We start from the raw sequence: 19,935 nt of genomic DNA, 5'->3' as shown, positions 1-19,935 counted from the left end.
AACGACAAAGCTCAGGACAGGCAAGCTCACCAACCGGGGAAAAGGGGAAAGATTAAATTTATTCCTTTTCCCTTTTCCCTTTAACCTTTTCCCCTGCCTCACCTCCCCACTCCCCAAGGTAAAATTAAGTAAATATTGTGTCTGTCGCTACTAAATAAATCAGAAAAAACTTTTTCAGCAATTCAAGCAATATCGATAAATATGGATCGTCGGAAATTTCTCAACTATGTTACTTTAGCAGGATCTAGCTTTGCCTTAACTAGTTGCATTCAAGGCAAAAATTCTAATTCATCAGGTGAAGTATCTCCCTTAGCATCACCTGTGGCAGTAAATGAACCGCTGAAAGTAGGATTTGTTTATATAGGGCCTGTGGGCGATTTTGGCTGGACTTATGCTCATGATTTAGGTCGCAGACACATGGAAGCCAATCTTCAAGATAAGGTAAAAACTACCTTTGTGGAAAATGTGAACGAAGGTGCTGATGCTGAAAGAGTAATTCGCCAATTAGCATTAGATGGTAACAAATTAATTTTCACGACTTCCTTTGGTTACATGAACCCAACAATTAAAGTTGCCAAAGAGTTTCCTAATATTTTCTTTGAACACTGTACGGGTTACAAACGTGCTGCTAATGTTGGCACTTATTTGGGACGTTTTGAAGAACCGCGCTATTTAACCGGCATGATTGCTGGCAAGATGACAAAATCAAATGTAATTGGTTTTATTGGAGCATACCCGATTCCGGAAGTAATTCGTGGAATCAGTGCATTTACTCAAGGAATGCGGTTAACAAATCCCCAGGCAAAAGTTAAGGTACTTTGGGCGCAAACTTGGTACGATCCAGCTAAAGAAAGAGAAGCAGCTCAAGCATTGTTTAATTTAGGTGCGGATGTGCTGACTCAGCATACCGATTCTGGCGCTGTTGTACAATTTGCTGAAGAAAAAGGGATTTATGCTTTTGGCTATAACACCGATATGAGCAAGTTTGGTCAAAAAGCTCACTTGACATCAGCTATTAATAAATGGGGCAAATTCTATACAGATAAAGCTTTAGCTGTAATGGCTAATACATGGAAATCTGAAGAAGTTTGGGATGGTATTGGTCAAGAAATGGTAGATATTTCTCCGATGAATCAAGCGATTCCGGCTGATGTGCAACAATTAATAAATACCAAGCGTAATGAGTTTATTCAAGGTACGGCACATCCTTTTGATGGCCCAGTGAAAGACCAAAAAGGTGTAGTACGAGTGCCAAAAGGTAAAGTATTAGATGATAAGCAACAATTGGCAATGGATTGGTATGTTGAAGGAATTGAAGGGTCAATTCCTAAACAAAAATCTTAGTGTTGGAAAATTAATTAGGTACGCGATTAAAACCTATTTATAAAATAAAAATAAAATTATTGTAGAATATTGTTTGAAAAGTCCTTTTGTCGGTAGAAAAATGTTCTATAGGACTCATATTTGATTTTGGAAATATACGTATTGGTGTGGCAAGACTAAAATGTTGCAATAAATTTTATTGTGGGATGGGTGTCCTCACCCGTCCGGGCGGGCAGGATGTTCAGCTAGAATAGTGCATTAGTAAATTCTTGTGGGATGGGCGTCTCGCCTCAGGTGTAAAGGTAATTTTAACTTTTGCCTGGCTTGTTACCCGGATCAAAAATAGCGAAACTATATAAGATCGGAAACATGTGCCTAGTTCATACCCACTAATCTTTGCCAGCCATGCCTCTGTCACGCATCGTAACGCTGATTGTCGGTCTAATTGTCATTTTGGGGCTAGCTTTATGGCTAATTGATTCGCTATCGCGGCTTTACTGGCAATTGTCCTATTCGCCGTTGTTAGGCAATTTGCTGCTGTTGCTGCTAATTGTGCTGATTGGAGGATTGGTTGCGGCTTTTGTTTATTATGTATTAGTGCTTCAGAATGGGGAAAAGCGATCGCGCCGCAATCGTTCTCGCGTGACTCCAGCGCAAATCCCGGCTGGCAAATCTGATGCAGCTTCTACGACTCTCCAAGCTGTGCGCCAGCAAGTAGCGCAAATTCAAGATGAAGTCGCACGCCAAGCTTTATTAAGTAAATCGCGGGAAATTGAAGCCAACCTCGCACGGGGTGAAATTCAAGTGGTGGTATTTGGCACCGGGAGTGCTGGCAAAACTTCTCTGGTGAATGCCGTCATGGGACGCATGGTCGGTCAGGTGGATGCACCGATGGGTACAACCCAAGTTGGCGAAACTTATTGTCTGCGGTTGAAGGGATTAGAACGCAAAATTTTAATTACGGATACGCCGGGAATTTTAGAAGCAGGCGTGGCGGGGACGGAACGCGAACAAATGGCGCGGGAACTGGCGACGGCAGCAGATTTATTATTGTTTGTAGTTGATAACGATTTACGACGCTCGGAATATGAGCCACTACGGGGATTAGCGGAAATTGGGAAGCGATCGCTTTTGGTTCTTAACAAAACAGATTTATATACAGATGAAGATAAAGAAGCTATCCTCGCCAGGTTGCGTCAGCGGGTGCGGGGATTTATTGCTACTAATGATGTAGTAGCGATCGCTGCTAATCCCCAATCTGCACAACTGGAAACTGGCGAAAGCTTCCAGCCAGAACCAGATATCGTTCCTTTGTTGCGGCGCATGGCTGCTGTTTTACGTGCCGAAGGTGAAGATTTGGTGGCAGATAACATTCTTTTACAATCTCTGCGCTTGGGTGACGAGGCGCGAAAACTCATCGATGGCCAGCGTCGCCGCCAAGCTGACAAAATCGTAGAACGGTTTCAATGGATTGGCGCTGGCGTTGTCTCAGTCACGCCCATACCAGTGGTAGATTTATTAGCAACCGCCGCCGTCAATGCTCAAATGGTCGTAGAAATTGGCCGAGTATATGGCTGTGAATTGAATATGGAACGGGGACGAGAATTAGCCCTTTCTTTAGCAAAAACCATCGCCAGTTTGGGCATTGTCAAAGGAGCAATTCAATTATTATCTACGGCTTTGCAACTTAATGTTGCCACCTTTATTATTGGCAGAGCAATTCAAGGTGTGACAGCAGCTTATTTAACGCGAATTGCTGGTAAAAGCTTTATTGAATACTTTCGCCACGACCAAGATTGGGGTGATGGTGGCATGACAGAAGTTGTACAGCGACAGTTTCAAATTAATCGCAGAGATGAATTTATTAAGGCTTTTATTCAAGAAGCGATCGCCAGAGTAGTGAAGCCTTTACAAGATAAAACTGAGGCGATGGAAGAACAAGAGAGTAGAGAAGAGTTACCCTAAATGTAGCTTCGTTCCTGAAATGGACTTATAACCCTCTTTTACCCCCTTAAAAAGGGGTCGCCGTAGGCGGGGGGATCTTAACCGAACCGTATTGCGTTCCCTGTTCCCTTATAACGCGAGTCTCCCTTAAAAACTCACGTTAAAATCTATACATTTAAAGACGCTTTTCGTTTGCGCTTTAACCACAAACCTGCAACACCAGCAACTGCTATTCCACCAACGGTATAAGGTTCTGGAACCGTGGCAGAATCGGTATCGACTACAAGTGTTGCAAGAGTACCATCACCGCTACCGGAGAAGAGATTATCATCAATTCCAAATTGCCCTAAAAGCGCACCTCCAATAGAGAAAAATTGCCCGCTTCTGGAGTTAATATCTGCAATGGCATCAGAGTTGAGAACAAAATTCAAAATTTCGTTTGAATCGCCAGAACTATCAACGCTAAAAATTCCATAGTTTTTACCACTTCCCAAATCGCTATAAATAGTGTCATTGGGGCTATTAACTTTTTGGCTTAGTATATCAGCAGGTGTCGAAACATCAAATAAGCCTAGAGTTTTTATTCCATTTTCTGAACCATCAAATCGTTGAACTTGTAGGGTTGCTGAAGACACTTCTCCTATCGCACCAAGATCGAAAGTAAAAAAATTACGGAAACTCCTACCCCGTGCGTCTCCAGTTATGTAGTTAGTGTTATCGTTACTATTACTTTCAGTCGTACTCCACCAACCTTGGCTAGACGCACTCAGATTTAAAATTGCTGCTTGCGCTGTATTCATCATTCCTAATCCGAATCCAATAATAGCAGCCGTAATTGTCAGTTTGTAAGACTTTTGCATCGGATATTACCCTCAATTTGAAGTGTTTGGATCGCTGCTTCTTCAAGGATCTGGTTTCTTGAATATTAAAATTACTAATCTTAATCCAAAATTAAGTGTTAACTACCGTACTGGCAGCAGGACTTTTGTACTAGCATTTACTAATACTGTTACCAGCATAGTACTTACAAAAATCCAATCTAATAAGTATAAATACACAAAATTTATATGAAATTTACACAAATTTCATATTGTATTTTTTAAACTGGCTTTAGCAAGCTTAAATTATTCGCGAAAAAATGTATTGCCTATTACCTCCCTCCACGACTAATTTCACAATTCATTTAAAAATGCAATTGTGTTAAACATTATCGAGAATTATTGAGCGAATCTGCTCCCTTTCAATAAATCCTGATTCTGCCAAAATTTCATCTACCAAATTACAGACGTTGATTGTAGTAGTGGCAATTATCATTTCTTGAGTACGCTTTTGTAATGGAGATTTCTGGGGCGCACATCAACTACAAACTAGGCTACATTGTTAAACTCAGTTATGAAAATCTGATTGTAAATGCTGGCGATCGCTAAAACTTACTTATATACGTTTAAATATGTTTGATTTATGATATATTAAACACCAGCAATTAAAAAACGCTGATTTTAGACTCAATCTTTATTTTTAAATAAATACTTGAACTAATAATGAAAACCAAAGGAAAAGCAAATAAACCAATAGCCAGTCTTTCTTTAGATTTAGATAATATTTGGTCTTATTTAAAAAATCAAGGCGCTCCAGGTTGGGAGAGTTTTCCCTCTTATTTAGATATTGCAGTACCGCGTTTTTTAGAAATTCTCCAGCAATGGAATTTGACAATCACAGTATTCATTGTCGGTCAAGATGCAGCCTTGGAAAAGAATCACAAGGCAATACAGGCGATCGCCAACGCCGGTCACGAAATCGGCAACCATTCATTCTATCACTCTCCCTGGCTGCATCTCTATTCTGAGAGCGAAATAGAAGAAGAAGTGGCTATGGCTGAAGAACATATCAAGCGCGTCACTTATCAACAACCTATAGGCTTTCGCGGCCCTGGATACAGCTTTTCCCCAGGAGTGTTGAAAGTCTTAGCGCGACGCGGGTATGAATATGATGCTTCAACTTTTCCCACAATTTTGGGGCCAGTAGCACGAGCTTATTATTTGATGACTTGTAAACTCAGCAAGGAAGAACGCAAAAAACGGGAAGCTTTGTTTGGTAATTTCAAAGATGCTTTGCAACCTCTAAACCCCTACCAATGGCAAATGGGTAAGGATAGATTAACTGAAATTCCTGTTACCACCATGCCAATTTTCAAGGTGCCGATTCACTTCAGCTACATCATGTATTTGACTAGATTTTCTAGCGGTTTGGCATTATTTTATTTGAGAATTGCTTTGTGGCTGTGCAAACTTACACGCACCCAACCATCTTTATTACTCCATCCCACAGACTTTTTAAGTCAAGAAGACGTGCCAGAGTTATCGTTTTTTCCGGGTATGGATGTTCCCACATACAAAAAACTGGCAGTGGTGAATAAAAGTCTAGAAATGATAACGAGTCAGTTCAATGTTTTGACTGTCGGACAACACGCCAAGTCTGTAGCTGGTGTTCGCAAACTACCTGTATTAGTACCTCAAAAAAGATAAAAATAGCCTCGTTACCAATCACAAGAAGCAAACAAATGAGCGACAATCTCAACTAGTTCTTCTGGAAAGACTGGTTTAGATACATGAGTTTGAAAGCCAGCTTCCAAAGCGCGAATCCGGCTTTCACTGTCGCCATAAGCAGTTAAAGCAATAGCTGGGACTTTTCCACCCATGTCTGGCTTGAGCGCACGTATTTTTCGGATTAAGGTATAGCCATCTTCGTTAGGCATACCTATATCAGAAATTAAGATATCAGGTTGCAATTGGGGTAAAATTTTCAGTGCTTCTGCGGCAGATGGAACTGCTTCGACGATAGCGCCATCTGTTTCCAATACTGTAGTAATAAAACAGCGAATATCATCATCATCTTCAACTACGAGAATATTTAAGCTATCAAGAGCTAGAGAAGGTTGCATAACAAATCATATTTTATTTTGTCTGACAACAGTGATGACGTAAAGAGGCAATAGATTTTTTAGGAAAGACAGGACTTACGCAAAAATCACGAAAAAGCTTAATTTATCGAACCGCCTTCGCGTAGCGTCTCGCAGGGAAGACGCCAAGAACGCCAAGAATTGATAGAGTGTGCGTAAGTCCTAAAAGATTTAGAGTTGCTATAAAATCGAGCTAATAATAATTATTATTATGCATATATTAAAAGAGAATGGTTAATAAAATAGCCTTATTTGAATGCAACAGTATTTATGAGCGATCGCGGATAATTTCTAGTTCTTGGTAACCTGTTTGTTCGTCAAATGTTCTATTAAATGTAAATTCCTCACTTGCACCAATAACTATTTCAGCAGTTGTGTAGATAATGCATCCATAGTCGAGATGTCCCCCGATAGTTTTGCCTTCTCCATCGGAAATAGCGATATGCAAATGCACACCTGTTGTTGCTATTGTACCATTGAGAGCGATGATTTCAAATTTTTCGGTTAATACTGTACTAATGGCTTGATTAGCAAAGCGAATTTTTGCTTCTTGTAGGCTACCAATAGCACTTAATATAAATCCTGCTTTAATGTCTTCTTGTATAACAAAATTTTTTAAGCTTTTTTTTAAATCGTCGTGGGGTTTTAATCTGAGAACAAAAACTTTCATTAGTTTATAGTTATTAATTAGTCTTTTTAGTAACATCTAGCAATTAAACGCAAATATCTCAGGAATTTTACTGAGCCATTAACACAATAAATATCACTAATATATACATAAATATTATTAGGATGCAGAATATGTCCGATCTACCGCTTCAGTGCAAAAATTTGAAACAACAAGTAGAGACAATATTACAACTTTTACAGCAAGAACCAACGCTACGTTCTCAAGATATTACATTTGTACAAACTTCTTTAAATAAAGCGATTTCTCCCAAGTTTGAAATTGTGTTTGCAGGTGCATTTAGCGCTGGAAAATCAATGCTCATCAATGCACTCTTAGAAAGAGAATTACTGTATAGTGCAGAGGGACATGCTACAGGTACAGAATGCAAAATTGAGTATGCAGAACTAGATAAAGAACGGGTTGTTTTAACCTTTTTAAGTGAAGCAGAAATTCGAGAACAAGCAGTTTTTTTGTGTCAGCAACTAGGATTTAAAACAGTAGCTAATATCAACCAAGCTGATGTAATTAACTTATTAAGTCAAGGTTGCGAAGCTATTATTCAGCAGGAAGGTGGTGAGAGTAAATCAGAACGCGGAAAACAGGCGAAGGCGTTAATCTTGTTGCTAGAAGGATATATAGCAAACCGCGATCGCATTCACACCGTAACAAATGCTACATATTCAATGGAGCAATTTAACTTTTCTAATCTTAAGGAAGCTGCTGGATATGCCCGTCGTGGTAGTAATAGTGCGGTATTAAAGCGGATAGAATATTACTGCAACCATCCTTTGCTACAAGATGGAAACGTGATTATCGATACACCTGGTATTGATGCGCCAGTGGAGAAAGATGCACAGCTAACTTATGCCAAAATTCAACATCCTGATACTTCGGCGGTGGTATGCGTACTAAAACCTGCTTCCGCAGGTGACATGACAAAAGAAGAAACACAGCTTTTAGAATTAATGCGGCAAAATGGGGGAGTACGCGATCGCGTTTTCTATGTCTTCAACCGCATCGATGAAACTTGGTATAATACTCAGCTACGCCAGCGATTAGATGATTTAATTAATGGGCAGTTTCGCGATACAAATAGAGTTTATAAAACCAGTGGATTATTAGGATTTTATGGCAGCCAGATTAAACAAACAAGTGCAAAAGATAGATTTGGTTTAGATTCTTTTTTTGCCGAAAGCGTCAAAAGTTTAGATGGTAAAGAAGAAACACCACAATTTGTCTACGCGTTTAACAATTATTGTGTAAATTCTGGAAAATTATCTTCTACCAAATTCCGTGTTTCTGTTAACGGCTTTGAAACACCGAATCAAAATTATGTACGAATTTTAGCAGATTGGGGCAACGAACTGATAGAACAACTAATTCAAGATAGTGGAATTGAAGAATTTCGCAGCGGAATCACTCGTTATTTAACACAACAAAAACGTCCGCAATTATTTAAAAATCTTGCTAATGACCTAGAAGATATTTGTATAAAATTAAAAAAACATTACCAAAGTTCGCAACGAGATTTAGATAGTCAGCCACAAGAAATTGAAACGATGAAGGCGCAGGAATTACAACGCCTCAATCAACAACTCCAGCAAATTGGTAAAGACTTTAATCAGCATATCACAGAAGAGGTTAACCTAATTATTAATAGTTCTTGTGATGCTTTTGAAACAGATTTTAAGCAATTGCAATCACGAATGATTCGCCGTTTAGATGAGTTACTAGATACTTTTTCAGTAGCTTATGCTTATCGACGTGCAACAATCAGCCACCCTCGCAATGCCACTGCACCTTTACTAGCGATTTTAGTCGAGGCATTTTATTACTTAGCAAATCAATTAGAAGATATTTTAATTGAATCTTCTCAGCAAATAATTGCCAGCTTTTTTCAGCGGTTGCTGGAAAAAATTCGCAAATCAGAATATTATCGCCAATTGTATCGCTTATTAGATAATGATGGTGGCATTGAACAAGAAATTAGAAATTTAGAAAAACGAGTGACTCAAGCAGTAGTCAGTGCAGCTAGCGTAGAGTGCGATCGCTTTGTGCGAGAAAGTCCCAGATTTTACGACGAAGGCACTTTTTCCATATATCAATTTCGCCAGACTTTATTACAAACCTCCCAAACTTACGACGCTGAAAGTATCGTCGAAGCAGAACCAGCGATTAGGCAATTATTGAAGTTAGATTTTGAGCCAAAAGTTTCTCAAACTATTCGCAAATCTTTCCGCCAAACCATCAATCAAATTTTGAAAACTCAGTTATTACCAATGGCTGAGCAACAAGCAGATGACATTTTACAGCAATATCCACAGGCACGTGCTTATTTAGAGAAAACACTCGAACAAGAAGCTGAAGCGAAAATTGCCGCTAATCGGCGATTATTGAATGTTCTGGAAGCAAATATTGAAACATATAATTCAGCAGCTTCTAGTATCAATCTTTGTTTACAAGCAATGCAATTATCTGACCATTTTTTGCCTGTAATTGGCGATGTAGAATTTAATTTAACCCCTGAACTCTTAAATAATGATGGCAGATTTGCTACTAATGGATTTCTGATTTCAGACGGATTAACTGATGGGGTAAAAGAGGTTTAATTTTAATCGAATTCATAATTCAGGAGCGGACACAGAAGTACTTTGTCAAAGTGCCGGAATAGTATATCTAGCGCTGGATTTAGATCCCCGATTTCTTGAAGAAGTCGGGGATCTCCTTGTTGAAGGTCTCTGATTTTTAAACTATCCTTTGAAAATCTTAATTTTTTATTAAATTGTCTTAACTGTCTTAACTGTCTTAACTGTCCTTGCATTCTTATTCAAAATGTCAATAATTTGAAAATTACTACTACAGGCTGTCAAACTTTTTTAGCTTCTACCTGGAGACTAATTTACAAACAAAACCATGATTGAAAAACGCATCTTCAACCTTCTCTGTGTACTTGCTGCCATGCTTGTACTAGTCTTTACACCGATGTCTAGTTAATATGCAACTTCAAACGAAATACTACACGAGGGAGCTATCACTCTTGCGGCAGAGCTTCCTACTATAGAGCCTTCTCCCAAGCCAGGTTGTGGCAGAGATGAAACTCTACAGTATATAAACGCACGACTTAACCAAAAAATAGCTCCCATTCCTGACTTCCAGAACCCAACAGAAATTACGTCTGATGAGAATGGCGTTTTAGCAACATCCTTAGATGTGCGCTACGGGAACAACACAATTGCCGGGTGCGAAGTCAATCTTCGTTCTTACAACGGTAATTTAGTGGGATCGACACTGCGTGTTAAGCCAGGCAATACTATCAAAATCAATTTCACGAATAGTTTGCCGGTGACAGAAGACTCACACCTCAAAAATACACCACACGGATTCAATGCGACTAATTTTCATACCCACGGTCTTCATGTGTCACCCAGTGGTAATAGCGACAATGTACTCAAGGAAATAGAGCCGCAAAAATCAGATACGATCGAAATTCACATACCTCCAAACCATCCAGGTGGCACCCATTGGTATCATCCCCACAAGCATGGCTCAACCGCCTTACAAGTATCCAGTGGGATGGAGGGTGCCATAATCGTTGAGGGGGCACTTGATGAAATACCTGAAATCAAGAAAGCAAAGGAAAAAATCTTCGTTTTCCAGCAGATCCCCTACGATGAACAAGGCAAAGTAGAAGATTTTCAAAACTCATTCGGCCCTAATAAGTGGGACGAGTTGCAACGTTGGACTACCATTAACGGTCAGATTATTCCAATTATTGAAATGCAACCAGGAGAAGTGCAGCGTTGGCGCTTTATCCACGCTGGTGTGCGCGAAACCATCGATCTTCAATTGCGAAAGGCATCAAACGGTGAACTAATAAAGCTTCATGAAATCGCAGTTGATGGGATTCCTCTAGGTAAGCTTGACTCTTGGGATAGGCCCATAGAATTACAACCTGGCTATCGCAGCGATGTGCTAGTACAAGCCGATGAATTGACAGAGGAATACTTGCTCGTAGATGCGGAAACTAAGTCCGAAAATTCGCTCCGGAGGGTAACAGAGCCTGAAAAAATACTAGCGAGGGTGGTAGTTAGAGGTGAAAGTCTAGGTAATATTTGGCCGCATAATGACCAGGAGGATTGGAAGACAAACTCATCTTTCGTAAATGCGTTATTGGCAGCAAGAAAAAATAACGAACTACTTGCAGATATTACAGATGAAGAAATTGCCGGTCACGAGAAAATCAATATTCAGTTCAATCTGACTGAGGAAGAACCGAAGCAATTTTTAGTTAATAATGCGGAATTTGAACTAGAAGATCCCAACCCCATCTCGCTGACACTAGGAACTGCTAATGAGTGGACTCTCAGCTCGCAAAAATTCAATCATCCTTTCCATATACATGTCAATCCTTTCCAGCAGACGCGTAAAGATCCGCAGGGAAACGACGAAATTATCTGGCGGGATACATTAATGGTAAAACAGGGCCAACCTCTGACCATTCGTAGCCGTTATGAAGATTTTGATGGCAAGTTCGTTTTACACTGCCACATCTTAGACCATGAGGATCAAGGTATGATGAAATTAGTCAAAATAAGCAATCAAATTTGATTGCTAGATTTTGAATAGTTGATAATTACCAAATTTCTAAAAATCTTGGGGGTTTTTGCAACTTTGTTTGCTTAAACCCCTAAAATTATTTATGATTCTTCGTTTTCGTCAAGAACGGCTAACAAAATAGTTATCTCTAGCAAACTGTAAACAAAACATTATTTGCTACAGTAGTATTTATGGTGTTGGCTTATTAGTTTCTAAGAAAGTATTCCACGAACGAACAAGCTTTTTCTAGTTAAAAATTTTGGCACAACTTGTGCGTCATTTCCCCATCCATTTCGCTTTGCATAGTTTTGGAGCGGCAGCTAGCCATTTCTCCAATTTTCAAGGTTTTAAAGGCTGTAATGCTTATCATGCATAGCTTAGAGATTTTATTAGTGTTATTCTATCCAGTACCCAATCTCCAGTTCCCAACTTAATGGTTATGACTATCAAGCGTCGGGAATTTCTTATAACTTCTGGGTTGGCGACCTTAGCCACCCAAATACCACCACTTACTGTTCAGGGTAAATCATCCCTAAACACCGTCCTCAAACCCCCACGTCTGCAAGTCGGCGACACCGTAGGATTAATTGCTCCTGCGGGTATCGTTGACGCCAAAGAAATCGAAGCAGCAGAGAAATCAATTTCACAATTAGGGTTAAAAGTCAAGCAAGGGAAGCATATTTTAGACCGTTATGGTTATTTAGCAGGTAGAGATAGCGATCGCGCCGATGATGTAAACTCAATGTTTAGCGATCGCTCCATCAAAGGAATAATTGCCATGCGTGGTGGTTGGGGCTGTAATCGCATTTTACCTTTACTAAACTATTCACTGATTCGCTCTCATCCCAAAATTCTCATAGGGTACAGTGATATTACTACTTTATTGTTGGCGATTAATGCTCGTAGTCGGCTGATTACTTTTCACGGCCCTGTAGCCACCTCTACCTGGAATCAGTTTACAGTAGATTATTTCAAGCGCATTTTATTTAATGGTGAAGCCGTCACCATGCAAAATTCTAACGCTAAAGAAGTGCGAGTAGAGACAATAGCACCAGGAAAAGCTAGGGGTAAACTTATTGGTGGGAACTTATCAGTATTGTCAGCAATGGTAGGTTCGCCTTATCTACCTTCTTGGAACAAAAGTATCTTGTTTATAGAAGAAATTGGCGAGGATGTTTACCGTGTAGATAGAATGCTAACCCAGTTAAAAACTGCTGGCATACTTAATCAAATTTCTGGCTTGATATTTGGGCAATGTACTAATTGTAGTCTTGGAGATGAACCATCATTTACCTTAATCCAAGTATTACAAGACCACATACTTCCTTTAAAAATTCCTGCATGGTACGGCTCAATGATTGGCCACATTAAAGATAAATTTACCTTACCAATTGGCGCAGAAGTAGAAATAGATGCCGATGTTGGAAGAATACGAATGTTAGAATCGGCTGTCAATGTAATTTAGAATTCAGGAGTCAGAATTCAGAATTCATAATATACAGCATTTTTCAGGTAAATGAAGTACACAGGTAGGGGCACAACAATGTTGTGCCCTTACAAAGATCTGTACCTCAGCAAGTATTCTAATTCTGACTCCTGAATTCTGAATTCTGAATTCCTAGACTTTTCCTCACGATGTTTGCTGCATTTCCGCATAAGCTTGATAAACACCCTTTACGTTGTACCAATTGAGAAAAATTCGGGCAATTTCTAAAGCCAATTGTGGTTTACCTAAGTTAATTAACCATTGTAAAAATGGAGCCATTGACCGTTCATTGAGTGCGCCATTGAGTGAAAGAATACCCCAAAGTAAGCGGTGCAGCCACGTCATTTGAATCATCATTCGCACTTCCCATGTAGGGTGTTTTTGATAAAACAAAACTCCCATACGTCCGCGTTGAATTTCTTTGTCGATTAAACTTTTAATTTGTTCTAAATTAAACGGAGGATGCCAGTGATAGCCTACAGCTTCTGGACATTTAATTAGCGTCAAACCTAAATTTTTCAGCCGCACACCTAATTCCAAATCTTCCCAGCCATAAAGTTGGAAACTAGTATCAAAAAGTCCCGCTTGTTCTAGCCAATGTTTAGGAATTGCTACATTTCCCGTAGCAAAAAAAGCTGCTGAAAAATCTGTGACTTTGTAAGGTTCAGCTGTTGGATTGTCGAAATTGCAAGTATTGATAACTGCGCCGTAAGTGAAAAAGCGATCGCTCCCCAATTTCTCTTTTCCCTGCACTAGTGCGTTACCATGAGCTTGCAGGAAATTCTTCAGTACTACTAAATCGCTATCAATAAAGATAATCGTGTCTCCTAGCGCCTGTTCTACCCCTAAATTCCGCGCCGCTGCTGGCCCTGCATGATCTTGCACAAACCATCGCACATGGGGAAACTCTTCTTTATGTGCTGTTAACCACTCCAGTGTGCCGTCAGTAGAACCATCATCCACCAAGACAATCTCGTAATCAGTAACCGAACTTGGCTGATTTAATTCCTGCACCTCCAAAGCACGGAGGCACTTTTCTAAAATCGGACGGCGATTATAAGTTGGTATCACAACGCTGAAAAACACAGTCTCACCCACAACACATTTACCCATCTCCAGGATAGGACAGATGGGGTACTGACTCTGTTCCCTACCTGATTTTGCTTACGTAGAAACCAAGCTTTAATAATTCTTAGTTAATTAAAATATAATCTAAGCTTAACTTTGGTAAACTAAGGTTTTTACTAAAGTAGCGGTTTGCAACTGCCTAAAGTACAGATGTGCTACACTAACCTATGCTTCATTCAAACGAGAATCGCTATAAACGAGGCATTCATTTTATTTGTTAATAAAGCTAGATTCTTAGTTATTTAAAATACGGCTAATTTCATAAATTTAAAAGCCTCTTATGTTAATTAAGTAGAATTTTTTTCTACCAAGTTTTTCCTGTCACAACCAAGGAAAGTTTAATGTCTAAATTGAGTCGCAGACAAATTTTAATATTTTTTGCTGGCAGTGCAGGCACAGTTGTTTTGGGTGACAAACTCCTAAACGCTGTTGCCAACAGTGCAGAAGCAAAAACCGCGCCGCTCAACTTTACACCTGTACGCCTACCACATCCTCTACCAATTTATCAACAGCAAAAAAATTTCTTGCCAACAAAAATTGGTGCAGGCGAAGTAGTTAATGCATCTGCGGATGTTAAGTTAACTAGCTACAACGTTCTTGATGATGTGGTAGTGCCGCCAGAGTACGAACGTTATGTAATTGTTAGTTGGGGCGATCGCGTTTTTCCTAACAAAGACGATTATTTCGGTTACAACAACGATTTTACTGCTTTTGTCCCTGTTGGAAAAACAAATGATGTCGGGTATTTATGGGTCAATCATGAATACATTAGTTTTCCCTTTTCTACTTTAGCAGTCGATGATTCTTCTGATGTCAAAGGACTGCCCGATGCATTTGAAAATGTCATTGGCTGGGCTTTACCCTCCACTAGAAATATTGAAGTGGAAGGGGAATTTTTATATAATCAAGGCGGCTCGATTATCCGTATCTCTCGCCAGAAAGCGAGTAAACGTTTTGCTGTCGTCAAAGACGAAAAAAATCGCCGCCTTCATGGTCTTTCGGGATTGGGAATCAATAGTAAACGCAATGATGACTACAAAAATGTCATAGCTTGGGGAAATCGGAATCACCAAAAAGGCGACCAAAATTATTTAATCGCAACTGGCCCGGCTGCAACCCAAGTTTTTAATCTTTCCTCTGATGAACTCGGTAACAAAATTATTGGTACTGCCTTCAATTGTTCTGGCGGTAAAACTCCTTGGGGAACAATTTTATCAGCAGAGGAAAACTTCCAAAGCAGCGTTACAGAAGCAGTCAAAGCTAATGGTACTCAAACCAGTTACACAGATAAAACTATCGGCAAGACTTTTGGATTAGTTGGTGAAAAATATGGTTGGATTGTAGAAATTGACCCCACAAATCCGAAATTTCGCCCCCGGAAACATACTTCCTTAGGTCGTTTCCGCCATGAAAATGTTGCGGTGCGTGCTGAAAAAGGTAAAAAATTAGTTGCTTACTTAGGTGATGATAGACGTGGGGGACACACTTGGAAATTTGTCAGTGCTAGTACTATCTCCTCACCAACGAGTAAAACTAACAGTAAGTTGTGGGAAAATGGAACTTTATATGTTGCCCGTTACAACCCAGACGGTACGGGTAAGTGGATACCGTTACTATTAACTACAGCTACCAATCCAATTGCGCCAACAGTTCTATCTTCTGTAGAATTTGCTGCGTTGGGGAAAGCCGACAAAGAAGGTCTTTTACCATTACCGAGACGTAATGGTATTGTAGAGCAAACTACAGATGGTGGTATCTTTAAATGCGATCGCACTAACGAAGCAAAAGCACTACCTGATTATCAAAATAAAAAACTATCCGATTTCTACTCTAGCCAAGGTGCCGTACTCACTGACGCCTTTTTAGCTGCAAACCTAGTCGGGGGAACTCCTACAGCGCGTCCAGAAGATATAGAAGTGCATCCCACCACCAAAGAAGTTTTCATTGCCTATACTGACGGCGCCCCAGGTAGCGATGGATATCCAGATTCCCGGATTTTTCAAGTTGCCAAGTTAAGTACAGATATCAATGCAACCCAGCAATCAGGTGGACTGTACAAGATTATTGAAGATAGTTCTGATGGTACAGGTCTAACCTTTAAATGGCAGAAATTTGCCCAAGGTGGCGAAGCCGGATCTGTCAATGGTGCTGGTTTTGCCAACGTCGATAATTTAGTTTTTGACAATCGGGCAAATATTTGGGGCGTCACGGATATGTCTAGCAGCACTCACAATGGTTTTTATGAGGGTGCTGAAGGTAAAGAAACGAAAATCGATCGCACAGCTAGCGGCAATGTGTCTAATATTACAGGAGCATTCGGCAATAACTGGCTGTTTTTTATCCCCACCAGCGGTGTCAATGCCGGACATGTAATACCATTTGCCTATGGCCCGGTGCGTTGTGAGATGACAGGGCCAAGTTTTGTCGGGAATACACTGATTATTTCAGTGCAACATCCTGGTGAAGATTGTCCAATTAATGATGGCACAATGTTGAGTCGTAGCATTGAGTTACTCGATTTGAATGGTAGTACGTTCAATCAAACTCGTACTGTACCTCGTGGCAGCAGTTGGCCGAGTAATATTTCCAAAGCCGATGGTGGTAAAGAACAAGCTACAGGCGTTCCTCGACCATCTGTAATTGGTATCCGCCCAAAAAATTCTGGCAGCAAATTTATTTAGACCTTCTGTATTATTGCCGTCAAAAATGGAAGAACAAATCCTGCCGTTCACCACTGACGATCGATAGTTATATCAAGTTCGCTTAATCACTTATAAATCTCGAAACACCCCACCCGCGCTACAGCGCACCCTCCCCTTGGCAAGGGGAGGGTTGGGGAGGGGTAATGCGAGAAATGCAATGATAACTAATCATCCAAACTTGATATTATTAATTCCTATCTCCTAAAAAAGTAATTCATTCCTAACTAATTGTTGTGATTGGTGCAAGATCGTCAGTTTCATCTGACATTTTGCACCATTTTTAATAACTGTGTATTGATGCCAAAAACCCTAATTCTAATCTTGTTGGCAACCCTCACTCTAGGATTATTAGAACTACTGTTTGATAAATAATGTGGTTTCCGTCAGTGGAATTTATTGCCTAGCAGACTGATATATGGTCTGATTTTATATCCTGACTGATGATTTTTTAATTTTCTAGACTTTACTCAAGTAGAGAATAAATTCCTATTAATCAATATATAACCTTACGTTAATTTTTGCTCATTAAATTGAATGACAAACTAAAAATTTTTGTCTAGTTAATTAACCTAAATAGCAAACGAGCTTTTGTTAACAACAGGTTATTGACTATTCAAAATCTGTGGCATTTCACATCAAGAATTGATGGCTTTTTCTGTCAGTAATCAAGATTTGCCTTTACGAGATTTTTTATGTCACAAGAGAGGAAAGTTTGATGTCTAAATTGAGTCGCAGACAAATTTTAATATTTTTTGCTGGTAGTGCTGGTGCTGCTGTATTGGGAGACACCATTGTAGATGGTATTTCTAATGTTGCAGAAGCAAAGAATACGCCACTGAGCTTTACACCAGTGCGCTTACCCCATCCACTACCTGCTTATCAACAGCAGAAAAGTTTCTTACCAACTGGAATCGGTCAGGGACAGGTACTCAATACATCTGCAAATGCGAAATTAAATAGCTACAACGTACTTGATGATGTGGTAGTGCCACCAGAGTACGAACGTTATGTAATTGTCAGCTGGGGCGATCGCGTATTTCCCAATAGCGATGATTATTTCGGCTACAACAACGACTATACAGGTTTTATTCCCCTTGGCAGAACCAACGACGTAGGTTATTTGTGGGTCAATCACGAATACGTCAGTTTTCCTTTTTCCGATCTAGTACCAGAAGCTCCAGCTGATGTTAAAGGATTGCCTACCACCTTTGAATCAGTAATTGGCTGGGCTTTACCTACCACCAGAGGTCTTGAATTTGACGGCGAAGCTTTATATAACTTAGGCGGTTCCATCATCCGCATCTCCAAACGTAATTCTAATAACCGTTATGCTGTGGTTAAAGGCGATGCGAGAAACCGCCGCCTTCACGGTCTTTCTGGTTTGGGAATTAATAGCCAAAGGATTGACGAATATAAAAAGGTTACTTCTTGGGGAAGCCGCAGCTACCAAAAAGGCGACCAAAATTATTTAATCGCAACTGGCCCAGCTGCCACCCAAGTATTTAACCTCTCCTCCGATGGACTAGGTAACAAAATTATTGGCACTGCCTATAACTGTTCTGGCGGTACAACTCCTTGGGGAACTATTTTAAGTGGTGAAGAAAACTTTCAAGGAAGTTCAGGATCTTTCGTTGGTGTCACAGAATCAGTTAACCGTGATGGTACTCAAACAGGTTATACCGATGGTACTACAGGTAAAACCTTCGGCTTAGTTGGGGAAAAATACGGTTGGGTTGTGGAAATTGACCCCGTTAATCCCAACTTCCGCCCTCGCAAACATACTTCGTTGGGTCGTTTCCGCCATGAAAACGTCGCCATCCGTGCCGAAGCTAAAAAGCCATTAATCGCCTACATGGGTGATGATAGGCGTGGGGGACATACCTGGAAATTTGTCAGTGCAGGTGTGATTTCTTCACCAACCAGTAAAGCCAACAGCAGTTTGTGGGAAAGTGGGACTTTATATGTTGCCCGTTACAATCCAGATGGTACCGGTCAATGGATACCCTTAAATTTAAACACTCCCACCAATCCCATTGCACCATCGGTAATTTCTTCTGTAGAGTTTGCCGCTTTGGGTTCGGCTCAAAGAAATGGTCTTTTACCGCTACCAAAACGCAACGGAGTTGCAGGTGCAACCACAGATGGTGGTTCTCTCCCAGTCGATCGCACTAATGAAGCAACAATATTACCTGCTTATCAAGGTAAGAAGCTATCTGATTTCTACACTTCCCAAGGTGCTGTCCTCGTAGATGCTTTCTTAGCAGCCAACTTGGCCGGCGGCACCCCCACCGCACGTCCAGAAGATTTGGAAGTGCATCCAACCACCAAAGAAGTATTCATTGCCTATACTGATGGTGCGCCGGGAGGCGACGGTTATCCAGATTCGCGCATTTTCCAAGTTGCTAAGTTAAGTACAGATCCTAACGCGACTCAACAATCTGGGGGATTGTACAAGATTATTGAAGATAGTGCCGATGGTACGGGTCTAACTTTTAAATGGCAGAGATTCGCCCAAGGTGGAGAAGCCGGATCGATTTCTGGTACTGGTTTTGCCAATGTAGATAACCTAGTGTTTGACAATAAGGCAAATATTTGGGGTGTCACCGATATGTCTACCGACACTCACAATGGTTTTGGCCTTGGTGTTGCTGCAACTCCAACTACCATCAATCACACAGTTAGTGGTAATGTTTCTTCGTTCACTGGGGTTTTTGGTAATAACTGGCTATTCTACATTCCTACCACTGGTACTCATGCTGGAGAGCTAATACCTTTTGCTCATGGCCCAGTGCGTTGTGAGATGACTGGCCCGACTTTTGTCGGAGATACTCTAATTATTTCCGTACAGCATCCCGGCGAAAATTGTCCGATTAATGACGGAACAATACTCAGCCGCGAGATTGAATTACTGGATTTGAATGGCGTTACATTCAATCAGGCTCGTACTGTACCTCGTGGCAGCAGTTGGCCGAGTAACATCCCAACCTCTAACGGTGGTAAAGGCCAACCGAAAGGTCTTCCCAAACCAGCGGTAATTGCCATCAAACGTAAGAATCCTACTGGTAGTTTTACTTAGGAATACTGGTGTAGAGAGTTTCTACGTTAATTATCTTAGCGGCGGTCAGAT

At 40.4% G+C, this 19,935-nt stretch carries 12 protein-coding genes; 8 read left to right on the top strand and 4 right to left on the bottom strand.

Annotated elements, in window-relative coordinates; genetic code table 11:
- Positions 1-201 precede the first annotated feature (201 nt).
- Both NSTC745_RS24465 and NSTC745_RS24460 read left to right on the top strand, forming a co-directional pair.
- The gene (locus NSTC745_RS24465) at positions 202-1,344 is read left to right on the top strand and encodes a BMP family ABC transporter substrate-binding protein (protein WP_445633277.1); all 1,143 of its coding nucleotides are present in this window, start codon (positions 202-204) and stop codon (positions 1,342-1,344) included.
- Positions 1,345-1,728: 384 nt separating this feature from the next.
- Positions 1,729-3,288, top strand: a complete 1,560-nt coding sequence (locus NSTC745_RS24460; RefSeq protein ID WP_445633276.1) for a YcjF family protein — start codon at positions 1,729-1,731, stop codon at positions 3,286-3,288.
- A 146-nt stretch (positions 3,289-3,434) separates the two neighbouring features.
- Here NSTC745_RS24460 and NSTC745_RS24455 read toward each other — a convergent pair whose 3' ends face one another.
- Positions 3,435-4,127 (bottom strand): PEP-CTERM sorting domain-containing protein, encoded by a 693-nt coding sequence (locus NSTC745_RS24455; RefSeq protein ID WP_445633275.1) that lies wholly within the window; start codon positions 4,125-4,127, stop codon positions 3,435-3,437.
- Between the two features lie 681 nt (positions 4,128-4,808).
- Here NSTC745_RS24455 and NSTC745_RS24450 point away from each other — a divergent pair.
- Complete coding sequence (locus NSTC745_RS24450; protein ID WP_445633274.1) at positions 4,809-5,792, top strand: polysaccharide deacetylase family protein; 984 nt, start codon at positions 4,809-4,811, stop codon at positions 5,790-5,792.
- 11 nt (positions 5,793-5,803) lie between these two features.
- Here NSTC745_RS24450 and NSTC745_RS24445 read toward each other — a convergent pair whose 3' ends face one another.
- Together NSTC745_RS24445 and NSTC745_RS24440 are read right to left on the bottom strand one after the other, a co-directional pair.
- Entirely contained in the window at positions 5,804-6,208 is a 405-nt protein-coding gene (locus NSTC745_RS24445) for a response regulator (RefSeq protein WP_445633273.1), read from the bottom strand.
- Between the two features lie 286 nt (positions 6,209-6,494).
- The gene (locus NSTC745_RS24440; RefSeq protein ID WP_445633272.1) at positions 6,495-6,896 is read right to left on the bottom strand and encodes a PPC domain-containing DNA-binding protein; all 402 of its coding nucleotides are present in this window, start codon (positions 6,894-6,896) and stop codon (positions 6,495-6,497) included.
- Between the two features lie 131 nt (positions 6,897-7,027).
- Between NSTC745_RS24440 and NSTC745_RS24435 the strand changes: the two genes are divergently transcribed.
- From NSTC745_RS24435 to NSTC745_RS24425, 3 genes are all read left to right on the top strand, one after another.
- Positions 7,028-9,505: a dynamin family protein gene (locus tag NSTC745_RS24435; protein ID WP_445633271.1), complete on the top strand. Its 2,478-nt coding sequence runs from the start codon at positions 7,028-7,030 to the stop codon at positions 9,503-9,505.
- Between the two features lie 601 nt (positions 9,506-10,106).
- On the top strand, positions 10,107-11,504 hold the full coding sequence (locus NSTC745_RS24430; protein WP_445633270.1) for a multicopper oxidase family protein: 1,398 nt from the start codon (positions 10,107-10,109) through the stop codon (positions 11,502-11,504).
- A gap of 427 nt (positions 11,505-11,931) precedes the next feature.
- A complete protein-coding gene (locus tag NSTC745_RS24425) occupies positions 11,932-12,957 on the top strand; it encodes a S66 peptidase family protein (protein ID WP_445633269.1) in 1,026 nt (341 codons plus the stop codon).
- 165 nt (positions 12,958-13,122) lie between these two features.
- Here the strand turns inward: NSTC745_RS24425 and NSTC745_RS24420 are convergent, their stop codons facing one another.
- A complete protein-coding gene (locus NSTC745_RS24420) occupies positions 13,123-14,091 on the bottom strand; it encodes a glycosyltransferase family 2 protein (protein WP_445633268.1) in 969 nt (322 codons plus the stop codon).
- A 356-nt stretch (positions 14,092-14,447) separates the two neighbouring features.
- Here NSTC745_RS24420 and NSTC745_RS24415 point away from each other — a divergent pair, with 356 nt between their 5' ends.
- Entirely contained in the window at positions 14,448-16,787 is a 2,340-nt protein-coding gene (locus NSTC745_RS24415; RefSeq protein WP_445633267.1) for a PhoX family protein, read from the top strand.
- Positions 16,788-17,523: 736 nt separating this feature from the next.
- Entirely contained in the window at positions 17,524-19,884 is a 2,361-nt protein-coding gene (locus tag NSTC745_RS24410) for a PhoX family protein (protein ID WP_445633266.1), read from the top strand.
- The last annotated feature ends 51 nt before the right edge of the window (positions 19,885-19,935 follow it).

The organism is Nostoc sp. DSM 114161, assembly GCF_052692665.1.
The sequence above is the reverse complement of the archived record's forward strand: the minus strand, read 5'-3'. Positions and strand labels throughout refer to the sequence as shown.

Bases quoted from the DNA above. Each gene is read 5' to 3' on its own strand.
- NSTC745_RS24450 (WP_445633274.1), top strand. From the start codon at position 4,809: ATGAAAACCAAAGGAAAAGCAAATAAACCAATAGCCAGTCTTTCTTTA.
- NSTC745_RS24455 (WP_445633275.1), bottom strand. From the start codon at position 4,127: ATGCAAAAGTCTTACAAACTGACAATTACGGCTGCTATTATTGGATTC.
- NSTC745_RS24440 (WP_445633272.1), bottom strand. From the start codon at position 6,896: ATGAAAGTTTTTGTTCTCAGATTAAAACCCCACGACGATTTAAAAAAA.
- NSTC745_RS24420 (WP_445633268.1), bottom strand. From the start codon at position 14,091: ATGGGTAAATGTGTTGTGGGTGAGACTGTGTTTTTCAGCGTTGTGATA.
- NSTC745_RS24465 (WP_445633277.1), top strand. From the start codon at position 202: ATGGATCGTCGGAAATTTCTCAACTATGTTACTTTAGCAGGATCTAGC.
- NSTC745_RS24415 (WP_445633267.1), top strand. From the start codon at position 14,448: ATGTCTAAATTGAGTCGCAGACAAATTTTAATATTTTTTGCTGGCAGT.
- NSTC745_RS24410 (WP_445633266.1), top strand. From the start codon at position 17,524: ATGTCTAAATTGAGTCGCAGACAAATTTTAATATTTTTTGCTGGTAGT.
- NSTC745_RS24460 (WP_445633276.1), top strand. From the start codon at position 1,729: ATGCCTCTGTCACGCATCGTAACGCTGATTGTCGGTCTAATTGTCATT.
- NSTC745_RS24435 (WP_445633271.1), top strand. From the start codon at position 7,028: ATGTCCGATCTACCGCTTCAGTGCAAAAATTTGAAACAACAAGTAGAG.
- NSTC745_RS24445 (WP_445633273.1), bottom strand. From the start codon at position 6,208: ATGCAACCTTCTCTAGCTCTTGATAGCTTAAATATTCTCGTAGTTGAA.
- NSTC745_RS24425 (WP_445633269.1), top strand. From the start codon at position 11,932: ATGACTATCAAGCGTCGGGAATTTCTTATAACTTCTGGGTTGGCGACC.